General features: G+C 38.3%; 12 protein-coding genes. 8 read left to right on the forward strand and 4 right to left on the reverse strand.

What is annotated here, in order from left to right; all coding sequences use genetic code 11:
- From L1S31_RS12880 to L1S31_RS12915, 8 genes are all read left to right on the forward strand, one after another.
- Complete coding sequence (locus tag L1S31_RS12880) at positions 1–1086, forward strand: LptF/LptG family permease (protein WP_236465149.1); 1086 nt, start codon at positions 1–3, stop codon at positions 1084–1086.
- On the forward strand, positions 1073–1954 hold the full coding sequence (locus tag L1S31_RS12885; protein ID WP_236465150.1) for a DMT family transporter: 882 nt from the start codon (positions 1073–1075) through the stop codon (positions 1952–1954). Before L1S31_RS12880 ends, L1S31_RS12885 begins: the two co-directional genes overlap by 14 nt.
- An 89-nt stretch (positions 1955–2043) precedes the next feature.
- A complete protein-coding gene (locus tag L1S31_RS12890; protein WP_236465151.1) occupies positions 2044–2997 on the forward strand; it encodes an acetyl-CoA carboxylase carboxyltransferase subunit alpha in 954 nt (317 codons plus the stop codon).
- Between the two features lie 140 nt (positions 2998–3137).
- Positions 3138–4685, forward strand: coding sequence for a replicative DNA helicase (dnaB, locus tag L1S31_RS12895; protein ID WP_236465152.1), 1548 nt, complete (start codon positions 3138–3140; stop codon positions 4683–4685).
- Between the two features lie 85 nt (positions 4686–4770).
- Positions 4771–6030, forward strand: coding sequence for an asparagine synthetase B (locus L1S31_RS12900; protein ID WP_236465153.1), 1260 nt, complete (start codon positions 4771–4773; stop codon positions 6028–6030).
- Positions 6031–6036: 6 nt separating this feature from the next.
- Entirely contained in the window at positions 6037–8043 is a 2007-nt protein-coding gene (locus L1S31_RS12905) for a tetratricopeptide repeat-containing sensor histidine kinase (protein WP_236465154.1), read from the forward strand.
- A gap of 9 nt (positions 8044–8052) precedes the next feature.
- Positions 8053–8772: a LytR/AlgR family response regulator transcription factor gene (locus L1S31_RS12910; protein WP_236465155.1), complete on the forward strand. Its 720-nt coding sequence runs from the start codon at positions 8053–8055 to the stop codon at positions 8770–8772.
- A 121-nt stretch (positions 8773–8893) separates the two neighbouring features.
- Complete coding sequence (locus L1S31_RS12915) at positions 8894–9037, forward strand: hypothetical protein (protein ID WP_236465156.1); 144 nt, start codon at positions 8894–8896, stop codon at positions 9035–9037.
- Between the two features lie 103 nt (positions 9038–9140).
- Here the strand turns inward: L1S31_RS12915 and L1S31_RS12920 are convergent, their stop codons facing one another.
- From L1S31_RS12920 to L1S31_RS12935, 4 genes are all read right to left on the reverse strand, one after another.
- Positions 9141–9596 carry a DinB family protein gene (locus L1S31_RS12920; protein WP_236465157.1) on the reverse strand — a complete coding sequence of 152 codons (456 nt, stop codon included), beginning with the start codon at positions 9594–9596 and terminating at the stop codon, positions 9141–9143.
- 72 nt (positions 9597–9668) lie between these two features.
- Positions 9669–10106, reverse strand: coding sequence for a hypothetical protein (locus L1S31_RS12925; RefSeq protein WP_236465158.1), 438 nt, complete (start codon positions 10104–10106; stop codon positions 9669–9671).
- An 86-nt stretch (positions 10107–10192) separates the two neighbouring features.
- Positions 10193–10651 carry a DinB family protein gene (locus L1S31_RS12930; protein WP_236465159.1) on the reverse strand — a complete coding sequence of 153 codons (459 nt, stop codon included), beginning with the start codon at positions 10649–10651 and terminating at the stop codon, positions 10193–10195.
- On the reverse strand, positions 10651–12108 hold the full coding sequence (locus L1S31_RS12935) for a hypothetical protein (RefSeq protein WP_236465160.1): 1458 nt from the start codon (positions 12106–12108) through the stop codon (positions 10651–10653). The genes L1S31_RS12930 and L1S31_RS12935 overlap by 1 nt, the downstream gene beginning before the upstream one ends.
- Positions 12109–12166: the final 58 nt, after the last annotated feature.

Below are 12166 nucleotides of genomic sequence, written 5' to 3' on the forward strand. Positions count from 1 at the left end.
ATGCTTAGAATAATTGACAGATACATTCTCAAACGTTATTTAGGAACATTTATCGTGATGTTACTGATGTTCATTCCTATTGGGATTGTCATCGATGTTTCGGAAAAAGTCAATAAAATGATCGAAAATAAAGTGCCATTTAAGGAAATTGCACAATATTACCTTGACTTTACGATTTATTTCGCCAATCTGTTATTCCCGATATTTCTATTCCTGTCAGTAATTTGGTTTACATCGAAACTGGCCAATAATACCGAAATCATTGCCATATTGAGTTCGGGGATTTCCTTCACCCGATTTTTACGTCCTTACCTTATTGGCGCTACAATTGTATCGCTTTTTGCTTTAGTAATGACTATATTTTTGGTTCCCAAAGCGAGTGCCGGATTTAAAAGTTTTAGGTATACGTACCTGACCAATAGCGGACCTGAAGGCATGCGTGAAAACTCCGATGTGTTCCGCCAGATCAGCAAGGACGAATATATTTTTGTGAGTAATTACCAAAATGTTTCCAAAATGGCGTTCAATTTTTCGATGGAAAAATTCGAAGGTGATAAATTAAAATACAAACTAATCGCCAGCCGAATCAAATGGAATGCCAAGGACAGCACTTATACGTTGTACAATTACAACAAGCGAAAAGTTGGGCCCTTTGGGGATATCATTGAATCGGGTGAAGTTAAGGATACGGTTTTCAAATTTGATTTGGAAGATTTGACTCCGGTTGTTTACATAGCCGAAACCCTGCCTTTAAATGAACTCAATAAGTTCATCGAAAAGGAAACAGCGCGTGGTTCTTCGAATATCAATGTGTACCTGGTTGTGCTTTATAAAAAGTATAGCATTCCGGTTTCAGCCTTTATCTTAACGATTATTGCTGTGGCGGTTTCGTCTATGAAACGTCGTGGCGGAATGGGAGTGAACCTCGCCATCGGAATCATACTTGCATTTGCCTTTGTATTCCTCGATAAGGTTTTTGGTGTTCTTGCCGAAAAATCAACAGCACCACCATTAATTGCTGTCTGGATACCTAATATTGTCTTCGGGATTCTGGCTATTTATCTTCTGAGAAATGCCAAACGATAACCTCAAAAGTTATTTGCATCTCCATCTTATCGTATTCATTTGGGGATTTACCGCTGTTTTAGGTGCGTTGATTTCGCTTGATGCCTTGCCTTTGGTTTGGTTCCGAATGTTATTCGCAGTTGGGTTTATTGGGATTTATATCTATTTCAAAAAATTATCAATCCGGATTACGCCCAAAGTCTTTTTGCAGTTTATTTGTTCCGGATTTATCATCGCTTTGCATTGGTTTACTTTTTTCCATGCGATTAAGATTTCCAATATTTCAATCACGCTTGCATGCCTCTCAACTGGAGCTTTTTTTGCGTCTCTGTTGGAGCCGATTTTATACGGGAAGAAAATAGTGTATTACGAAGTTTTCTTCGGATTGCTTGTCATTATTGGGCTTTATATTATTTTCAATGTCGAAGGTAATTACTTTTGGGGCATGTTGACCGCTTTGTCATCAGCTTTCCTTTCTGCTTTGTTTGCTGTAATCAATAGTAAATTGGTACAAAAACACGAGGCCACGGTAATCTCATTTTACGAATTAAGTGGCGGCGTAATTTTCTTTACTTTACTATTATTGGCTACACAAAGTTTTTCAAGCGATTTCTTCATGCTTGATGCCAAAGATTTTATGTACCTGATGGTACTAAGTTCGGTTTGCACGGCGTATGCCTTTATCGCTTCAACATCAGTCATGAAATTTTTGAGTCCCTATACAGTAATGCTTACCATCAATCTGGAGCCCATTTATGGAATCATTTTAGCCGTGCTTATCTTTGAGGAAAAGGAAAAAATGAGCTTCGAATTCTACATTGGTGCTTTTGTCATTTTATTGACGGTTATTCTAAACGGCATCCTAAAATCGCGTAAAAAATTGACCTAAAGTTGTTTACAATTAATCTGTAAAAAGTGCAATTTTTCACAATTTAAAATTTTATATTTGCTATTCGATTTATACAAAATAATGACCCTATGGAATATTTAGATTTTGAACTTCCAATCAAGGAATTAGAAGATCAACTCGATAAATGCCAAATCATTGGTGCCGAATCAAATGTAGATGTTACTGCAACCTGCAAGCAAATTGAAAAGAAATTAGAGGAAACCAAAAGACAGATTTACAAAAACCTTACTGCCTGGCAGCGTGTACAATTATCACGTCATCCCAACAGACCTTATACTTTAGAGCATATTACCAACTTAACCAAAGGAACATTTTTGGAACTTTTCGGTGACCGGAATTTCAAGGATGACAAAGCAATGGTTGGTGGTTTAGGCCAAATTGACGGTCAGTCGTTTATGCTAATCGGACAACAAAAAGGAATCAATACCAAAATGCGCCAGTTGCGTAATTTCGGTATGGCAAATCCTGAAGGGTATCGTAAAGCACTGCGTTTGATGAAGATGGCTGAAAAATTCAATATTCCTGTTGTAACCCTAATTGACACTCCGGGAGCCTATCCTGGTTTGGAAGCTGAAGAGCGTGGACAGGGTGAGGCAATCGCCAGAAACATTCTGGAAATGGTTCGTTTGAAGGTGCCAATCATCTGTGTTATCATTGGTGAAGGAGCCTCTGGTGGAGCATTGGGCATTGGCGTTGGAGACCGCGTTTTGATGATGGAAAACACTTGGTATTCTGTTATTTCTCCAGAATCGTGTTCCTCAATTTTATGGAAAAGCTGGGAATATAAAGAGCAGGCTGCTGAAGCATTGAAACTGACTTCAACCGATATGAAAAAATTGAAACTGGTTGATGATATTATCCCGGAACCGCTTGGTGGAGCGCATTATGACAAAGCAACTGCCTTCAAAACTGTTGAGCAGTATATCATGAAAGCCTTTAACGAATTGAAAGATTTATCAACAGAAGAATTAGTCTCGCAAAGGATGGATAAATACAGTAAAATGGGCGAATACAAAGAATAAATTCTTACAAAATATATCTAAATCCGAAGCCCTACAGTTTCGGATTTTTTTTTGGTTGTTAACAAAAAAAAGAAACTTATAAACACAACTGTAAGATAACTTAATCCCAAAAATCTGCTAAATTAATTTACTTTCGTTCCATGGAAAACATAAGAAATATAAGCCCTATTAAAGTAGATAAAACTACCATAATAAACCTTGAAAAAGGAAAGCTGCCACCACAGGTTCTCGACTTAGAGGAAGCGGTGCTGGGCGCTATGATGATTGATAAAAAAGGGGTTGACGAAGTAATCGATATATTACAACCGGATGCTTTTTACAAAGAAGCACACAAGCATATTTTTGAAGCAATTTTTCAGTTGTTCACAGATTCTCAGCCTATTGACTTATTAACAGTTTCGGCGCAGCTTAAAAAGAACGCCAAATTGGATTTGGCTGGTGGCGATTTTTACCTGATCCAGCTTACGCAGAAAATATCTTCTTCGGCACATATTGAGTTCCATTCAAGAATCATTTTGCAAAAATATATCCAGCGAAGTTTAATCAAAATCTCTTCTGAAATCATTGAAGAGTCTTATGATGAAACTACCGATGTTTTCGATTTATTGGACAAAGCGGAATCAAAATTATACGAAGTAACGCAGGGAAACATCAAACGTAGTTCGGAAACAGCTCAGAGTTTGGTAATTCAGGCGAAAAAGAGAATCGAGGAAATTGCTAATAAGGAAGGTTTAAGCGGAATTGCAACCGGATTTGATAAACTGGATAAAGTAACTTCGGGCTGGCAGCCTTCTGATTTAATTATTATTGCGGCTCGTCCGGGTATGGGTAAAACCGCATTCGTATTGTCAATGGCACGAAATATTGCCATCGATTTCAATCAGCCGGTTGCCTTATTTTCGCTGGAGATGTCCTCAGTACAGTTAATCACGCGTTTGATTTCCTCAGAAACTGGTTTGTCATCGGAAAAATTAAGAACCGGAAAACTCGAAAAACACGAATGGGAACAGCTTTCCACCAAAGTAAAGGATTTGGAAAAAGCCCCTTTATATATTGATGATACACCATCGCTTTCCATTTTTGATTTAAGGGCAAAAGCGCGCCGGTTGTCTTCGCAACACGGAATCAAAATGATTATCGTCGATTACCTTCAGTTGATGACTGCCGGTGGAAGCAACGGAAAAGGCGGAGGAAACCGTGAGCAGGAAATCTCAACCATTTCACGTAACCTTAAAGCTTTGGCCAAGGAATTGGAAGTTCCGGTAATTGCATTGTCACAGTTGTCGCGTGCTGTTGAAACGCGTGGTTCGAGTAAACGTCCTTTGCTTTCCGACCTTCGTGAATCGGGTGCAATTGAGCAGGATGCCGATATCGTTTCGTTTATTTATCGTCCTGAATATTACAAAATTGATGAGTGGGATGATGAAGAACAAACGCCAACCGCAGGGCAGGCCGAATTTATCATCGCCAAGCACCGAAATGGTTCTTTGGAAAACATCCGACTGAAATTCATTGGAAACCTTGGTAAGTTTGATAATCTTGAAGAATACGGCAGCGCATTCGACGATTTGCCATCAAAAATGAACCACGACGACAATCCGTTCATGACCAAAAATCTGCCTTCGGCCAACGAAGCTTTTGGAAGCAATATCAATTCCAATGACGACGACAGCGATGTCCCGTTTTAAAAATATAAATCCCGCTTGTGCGGGATTTTTTTATGATTTAGTTCACAGTAAAACTGTTATCTTTGGTTTATTATTTTTTTGAAAAATGTTTAAAAAGCCACTCTATATCTTCCTTTTGCTTGTTTCCATTTCCATGAAGGCAAATTTTATTTTGCTTCCAATGGATGACACGACGCAAAAAAACCACCTGAAGGCTTACGGAATTACATATTGGGCTTTGGATAAACAATACAAAGCGAGCTGGCTTCTGAATTATCGTGGTGGCTCGTTCCTGTTGCCCGATGTTCCTGAAATTAGGAAGGAATGCCAGATTCGTGGGGTTAGTTTTGAAGTCTTATCCGACGCTGAAGAACAATCCATTTTAGCCGACATTTCGAGTCCGTCACAAAATATGGAAAGCGTAGTTTTGGAAAAAGCGCCAAAGATTGCAGTCTATTCACCTCCGGGAAAACAGCCTTGGGATGATGCCGTTACGATGGTGCTGACTTATGCAGAAATTCCGTTTAAGATAGTATATGACGAAGAAGTTTTAGGTGACCAGTTGGTGTTGTACGACTGGCTTCATTTGCATCACGAGGATTTTACCGGGCAATACGGTAAGTTTTATGGAGCCTACAGAAATGCGCCTTGGTACATTGAGCAGAAGAGGGACGCTGAGGCATTAGCCACAAAATTGGGCTTTGCCAAAGTTTCCACTGAGAAATTGGCTGTTGCCAAAAAGATCCGCGACTTTGTGATTGGCGGTGGATTCATGTTTGCGATGTGTTCTGCAACGGATAGTTTCGACATTGCTTTGTCGGCTGAAGGTGTTGATATCTGCGAGCCAATGTTTGATGGCGATGACAGCGAGGCCAATTACCAATCCAAAATCGATTACAACAAAACCTTTGCCTTCAAGAATTTTATTTTAGACAGAAAGCCTGATCATTATGAGTTTTCCGATATTGACATGACCGAAAAACGCCGTATTCCTTTTGAAAAGGATTATTTTACCTTGATGGAATTCTCGGCAAAATGGGACGTCATTCCGAGTATGTTGTGTCAAAACCACACACAATTGGTAAAAGGTTTCATGGGACAAACCACAGCCTTTGACAGCGAATTGATAAAATCAAACGTATTGGTTTTAGGGAAAAACGAACTCAACGATGAAGCGCGTTATATCCATGGGCAAAAAGGAAAAGGCTTCTTTACTTTCTACGGTGGCCACGATCCTGAGGATTACCAGCACAGGGTAGGAGATGAACCAACGGTTTTGGATCTGCATCCCAACTCTCCTGGATTCCGCTTGATATTGAACAACGTCTTATTTCCAGCAGCAAGGAAAAAACCTCAGAAAACCTAAGGGCGTATGATTAAAAAACTAATCTTTCTTCTATGGCTCTTTGGATTCTCTTTTACATATTCACAAAGTGAAAGGACCATCGACAGCCTGCAAAGCGAGATTATTAAGTTTGATCGTCAAAAGGAAAAATCAGGAAGAACCCAATTCACTTTACAGGATTCCACAAAATGCAATTTATGGATTGAGCTGGCTATGGTTTTCAACGAAACCAATCCTCAAAAAGCACTTTTAATTACCCAAAACGCACTTGATTTAAGCTCTAAAATCAACTACAGAAAAGGGATTGCACTTTCGCATAACACTTTTGGGAAAATTTACAATGGCAAAGCCGATTTCAATCTGGCCATCAAAAATATCACTCGTGCTATAAAAATCAATGCCGCAATCAACGCCGAAGAAAATTTGGCGGACAGTTATTTTACTTTGGGTCAGAGTTATTTATTCCTGAACAATTATACGCTTTCGCTCAAAAACCTAAATATTGCTCTGGGCAAGTTTCAAAAGTTGGGAAAGACTTCCAAAGAAGCCCGAATCTATAACAACATAGCCATTTTATTTGGCAAATTGGACAATCGGAAAGAGGAGCTGCGGTATTACAACAAAGCCTTGGGCAAACTCAAAAATGACAATTCCAACTATGGGCAAAACCTGAAAAATACGGTCAATACCAATATTGGAAATGTATATTCAGATTATAAAGAGTTTGAAAAATCCAATGAAATCCTGAGAGAGAACATTGATTATGTGGTAAAGCATGATAAAATCAATGGTTTGGGACTGATTTATTTGAGAATGGGCGTGAATTATATGGGTTTGAAGGATTATGGCAATTCGTTGGCCTATCTTAATAATGCACTGACGTGTTTCAATACAGTCTCCAATAAATCGGGAGAAGGAGATGCTTTGCGAACTATTGGAGAGGCATATTACACTATGGGTCAATTGGGCAAAGCCGAAGAATTTACCAAAAAAGGACTGCAGTTATCCGAACAGATTGGCGAATTGGAATCGATAAAATTTGCCTACGAAATCCTGGCTAAGATTTACAGCAAAAGAGGCGATTACCAAAAAGCTTATGAAAGCCAGGTGCAATACAAAAAGGTGAGCGACCAAATGTTTAACGAGCAAATCAGTTCCAAACTTACCCAAATCCAATTATCGCATGAATTTGAGCGAAGACAGCAAGCCAATAAGGAAAAACAGGAAAAGAAAGATGCCATACTCAAAAAAATGGCCGTCAGGGAAAAGAGGATTCGGTATATTGTGATACTTTCATTATTTGTTTTGAGCATAGTCACCTTGGGCGTTTATGTCAATTTGAAACGCTATAAAAAACAGCGTAACATTATCGAAAAACAAAAAGGGCAAATCCAAAACTCCTTACAGGAAAAGGAAACCTTATTGCGTGAAATCCATCACCGTGTAAAAAACAATCTTCAAATCATTACGAGTTTGCTGAACATGCAGTCGGAAAATATAAAGGATGCAACGGTTTTGGCCTCATTGCAGGAAGGGCAGAGCAGGGTTCAGGCAATGAGTCTGATCCATCAGAATTTATACCAGTCGGATGAAATTGACAAAGTCGATGTAGAAAATTACCTCAGGGAATTAGCCGATTACCTCACTAAAATGTTTGTCGGGAATTCCAAAAATGTGAAAGTGCGGATTCAGACTTCCAATATAAAATTTGATTTTGACACTGCAATTCCGCTAGGCTTGATTGTAAACGAACTAGTTTCCAATGCCTTTAAATATGGGTTTCAAACCAAGGAAGAAGGCAACATCTGGATTAAAATAAGAGCCCTAAACGAATTGGATTATGAACTCAAAATAGAAGATGATGGCGATGGACTGCCAAAGGATTTCAACATCAAAAACTCAAAATCACTTGGCTTGAAACTGGTTACGATTTTGAGCAAACAATTAAGAGGGAATTTTTCTGTTGCTACTAAAGAAGGAAAAACTATATTTACAGTGGCATTCAAGGATTTAAAAGTGTATCAGTCAGCTTAATATAAAATTATGGTCAAGATTTTAATAGTGGAAGACGAGTTGATTATTGCCGAAGATGTGAGCAATATGCTGACCAAAATGGGTTATGACATTGTAGGCAATGCTATGGATTATGATGAAGCGCTTTCGATTTTAGCATCGGTTACGCCCGATTTGATTTTGCTTGATGTCAACCTTCACGGAAAAAAAGACGGAATTGATTTGGCAAACACCATTAACGAAAAGTACAAAGTCCCGTTTGTTTATACGACTTCCTATTCTGATTCTGCAACCTTGCAACGCGCGAAGGCAACCAATCCGATAAATTATCTGGTGAAACCATTTAAGGAGGAACAATTGTTTACAGCGATTGAACTCGCCTTGCATAAATTAACCGAAAACGAACAGGCTGAAGAAAACAAAGACGCAGTAATTATCAAGGATGCTTTGTTTATCAAAGACAAATTCAAGTATACCAAACTCAACATCAACGATATCCTTTGGATCAAATCCGACGGAAATTACCTTGAAATCCAGACGACGCAAAAGGAAGAATTGATCCGTGCTACGCTTTCCAATTTCATTGAAAAACTCAACAGCGATATTTTTTTCAAAACGCACAAATCCTATATCGTCAATCTGGAGCATCTGACCAAATTGGAAACCCATACTGTAACCATTGCCGATAAAGCGATTCCGATTTCCAAAAATTATTACGAGGATTTGATTAAGAAGCTGAATGTGGTTTAAATAATATCACAGCCAGACTGGCTTTCGTACCAAACTTCCCACAGTTCGTCACATTTATTTTTATAAAAGCTTTATTTTCAGTTATTTTAATGGAGTGCTTACCTCATTAAACTATACGGTTATGAAAAGAAGTCTAGTCTACAGAAGCAGGTATTTATTGGAGAAAAATTTAAAATCAGTTGCGTTTTTAGCAGTCACTGCTTTGATTGTCTGCCTGGTTTATCTTATCATCCTCATTGCTGAATATACATCGGATATAGGATGATGATTTCAAGTTTAAAATTTTAGTTTTTTTGGTAAATAGGTTTGAGACTCCATTGCCAAAACGAAGAACCATCTGTTAGTAGATGGTTCTGTCTGTTTATAGCTTAGCCATTGATATCCCTGATTATTTTTAGGTGATGATTGGTATGCAGTTTCAAAAACCAAATCGTTCTCTTCAAATTCAAATCTCCAAAAAAAGGATGTGTAAAATAGGAGTTAGCAGCAAGCGTTGCCATCGCATCAATATTCCTTTTTGCAAGTTCGAGTTTTGAAGTTAAATCTTCAGCTGTTGCGATATCAATGGGTTTCACTACTTTTGGAACCCTAACTTTTCCTCTTGGAATTTTATTTGTGATTTGGATTAAAAGCCGGATCTTATTGAACTTCCATTTATAATTTTCAGGATTGGAATTTTTCAGTTCATCAATCACGCCATTAATAACCAACAAACTATGGTCAATCTGCCAGCCAATGGTAGATTGTGAAACTGTTGGATTGGACTTTTCAAGATTCGGAATATGGGATTCCAGTTCCTGGATGAGATTTTTAAGTTTGTTCATGATGGTAATGTTGCACTAAGCTAAAGTATGAAAATTAAAAACCCTTTCTGTTTCCAAAAAGGGTTTTTGTTATTAGTCATCGTGGTGTTTGTGTTTTTTATGTTTTTTTCCGTGACCGTGTTTGTGATGATGATGGTCGTTGCATTCATAAGCATAGTGATAATGGGGTTCTTCAACATATCGCCTGTATTCTACCACATGCACTTCGTTGTAGCGATAAGGATCATAACCGTTATAATTAAGCTGGATTTGTGCGGCATTTCCAAGATTAACACCTACAAAAATACTCGGCAATGCAGCACTAACAGACCAATGCCCTCCATTGAGGTACAGGTATGAACTTCGGTTCATATCGTAATACATATTATACTGTGGGAAATAGATGTGCCTTGTTTTTGCACGGTATCCGTGAGCTGGCGCCCATGGTGGTGGGCCTTGAGCCCAAGTCGATTCCGGAATTGTGAGTAACAAAAATAATGCTACAGCGGTTGTTTTGAGGATTGTTTTCATGATTGTAAAATTTGGGTTGTAACTCAGTTTACTGGTCTGCCAACCAATTTTACAAGAAATGTGCCAAAGCGGTTTTCTTTTTTACTTTATCGCGTTCCCCATTCCCACAAACCAAACTGTGTCTTTTGATCTACAGCGTGCCCCGATTGTTTTAAGGCTAGCATAATCTGTCCGCGGTGATGGCTTTCGTGCGAAATCAAATACCCCAGAAATGCCGTTGGATGGGGTTTGAATCCTTTTATTTTGCCTTCGGCAATGCCTTTTTCCAAAAGTTTGGCAATGGCTTCAGCGCTTTTATTCAATTCCAGTTCCAATATTGATTTAGTGATGATTGTTTCCTTGTCTAGTTTGTTCAATCCTTCCAATAATTCAGGAAAGGAAGCTTTAAGCCACATCATGCGAACGTTGTGTAAGTGTGCGAACTGGTCGCCAACTTTGCGTCCTTTGGAAGCCGAAATATCGTTTAAATGACTTTCGTCAATCGCATCAAGCAAATACAGGTTGATGCGATTGTTGATAAGCCAGGTATCGATGAGTTCCGTCATTAGTTACAGTTTTGATATTCTTGTGCAATCTTAACCAGGTTTTCTTCAATCTTTAAATCGAATTCATTCTTTTTAATGTCTTCCGATAACCCTTTACAAGCCTTTAAGTAATCGGCCAATTGAACGCTTAAGTTTTCGGAACTTCTGCGGTCTAACATTTGTCCTTTGGCTTCGGTAGCAATTTTGATAATGTATTTTTCAATTTCTACAGGATCGTGTAATACCATGATTTTATCTTCCTTGTGGATCATTTGGAAGAAAAAGGCATTATCAAAAGCAAAGTTTCCAATGTTCTGAATCTTTTTCATTGCTTCTCCCTTGATTGCCATTCCGTAATAAAAAGTCTCTTTGTTGTTTTCAGTAATGCAGAAATAGGCATTGCTGCTCGCTTTAAAGGTTTTGGTACGTTCCTGGTTTTTTTCATTCCTATACTTGATGCTGACTCTTTTTCCAAAGTTATCGGCAGCATCTTCGGGTAAAACCTGTCCGGTTTCGTTAAGGTCCAACATTTGGAAATAAATGCTGATAACACCATCATAACGTTTGCCGTCTCCATCAATCAGATAGCCTCTTTTATTATAGATATTGGCACTTCTTTCTTTGGCAAGAGCCACTTTAGCTGCAAGTAATTTGGCATTTTCATCGCGGATTTGATGCCCAAATGTATATCCATGGGATACAGCATCCCATAGGAATTCGTTAAGAAAGGTCGTGTTCCCTTCAGAGTACATGCTTTTTGTCACAAACTCGTAACTTTTACCGTCAAATCCTGTTATTTTAAAATTTGATCCCAAACTAACAAAGCCTAAAGACACTGCTTTATTACCATCAATATCATAAATATAGGCATAGTCACGTGCACCGCCACCAACAATGTAAGGTTCGGTAACCAAACGCCCGACAATTACCAATTTTCCTCCTTGAGTAAACGTAATGCTCTTGTCGTTTTGAATTTGAGGATTGTATCTTGATTTTATTTCCTGTACTTTTTTCTTTTGTGCATCGCCTTCGATTTTGGCTGACGCAACGGTTTTACCATATTTATCACTCAGGCTTTCGCGTTCGGTTTCAAAGAAGGTTTTTAAGGCTGCGTCATTAATCCCCGAAGCATCAAGTAAATTATATTTCACCGATAAATTGTGGGCAATGATACGTTTTACATCAAACGCCGTTATCAGCACATCATGAGGGATTTCGGTTTTTATTTTTCCATCGGCACTGGTCACTTCCAACCATTGGTAAAATTGAGTGTCATTAACAGATAAACCTTTGAAATCAACAGAAAATTTCTTTTCACCACTTAGTGTTGAGAAATCATAATGATTGCGGAATGGTTCGGTGATGATAGCAATTTCAGCTTTGTCGTAAAGGATTTTATCTTTTTTGATTTGGATTTTTTGAGCAAAGGCAAAACCGGTAAGCAGGAATGCACAAATGACGAAGTTTATTTTTTTCATTTTTTCATTTTTTAGAATGACAAATGTAGAGCATTAGATTTATATTTTTCTGATTAAC

The organism is Flavobacterium wongokense (assembly GCF_021608265.1).
In the GTDB taxonomy this organism is placed as follows: domain Bacteria; phylum Bacteroidota; class Bacteroidia; order Flavobacteriales; family Flavobacteriaceae; genus Flavobacterium; species Flavobacterium wongokense.

Bases quoted from the DNA above. Each gene is read 5' to 3' on its own strand.
- L1S31_RS12880 (WP_236465149.1), top strand. From the start codon at position 1: ATGCTTAGAATAATTGACAGATACATTCTCAAACGTTATTTAGGAACA.
- L1S31_RS12885 (WP_236465150.1), top strand. From the start codon at position 1,073: ATGCCAAACGATAACCTCAAAAGTTATTTGCATCTCCATCTTATCGTA.
- L1S31_RS12890 (WP_236465151.1), top strand. From the start codon at position 2,044: ATGGAATATTTAGATTTTGAACTTCCAATCAAGGAATTAGAAGATCAA.
- dnaB (WP_236465152.1), top strand. From the start codon at position 3,138: ATGGAAAACATAAGAAATATAAGCCCTATTAAAGTAGATAAAACTACC.
- L1S31_RS12900 (WP_236465153.1), top strand. From the start codon at position 4,771: ATGTTTAAAAAGCCACTCTATATCTTCCTTTTGCTTGTTTCCATTTCC.
- L1S31_RS12905 (WP_236465154.1), top strand. From the start codon at position 6,037: ATGATTAAAAAACTAATCTTTCTTCTATGGCTCTTTGGATTCTCTTTT.
- L1S31_RS12910 (WP_236465155.1), top strand. From the start codon at position 8,053: ATGGTCAAGATTTTAATAGTGGAAGACGAGTTGATTATTGCCGAAGAT.
- L1S31_RS12915 (WP_236465156.1), top strand. From the start codon at position 8,894: ATGAAAAGAAGTCTAGTCTACAGAAGCAGGTATTTATTGGAGAAAAAT.
- L1S31_RS12920 (WP_236465157.1), bottom strand. From the start codon at position 9,596: ATGAACAAACTTAAAAATCTCATCCAGGAACTGGAATCCCATATTCCG.
- L1S31_RS12925 (WP_236465158.1), bottom strand. From the start codon at position 10,106: ATGAAAACAATCCTCAAAACAACCGCTGTAGCATTATTTTTGTTACTC.
- L1S31_RS12930 (WP_236465159.1), bottom strand. From the start codon at position 10,651: ATGACGGAACTCATCGATACCTGGCTTATCAACAATCGCATCAACCTG.
- L1S31_RS12935 (WP_236465160.1), bottom strand. From the start codon at position 12,108: ATGAAAAAAATAAACTTCGTCATTTGTGCATTCCTGCTTACCGGTTTT.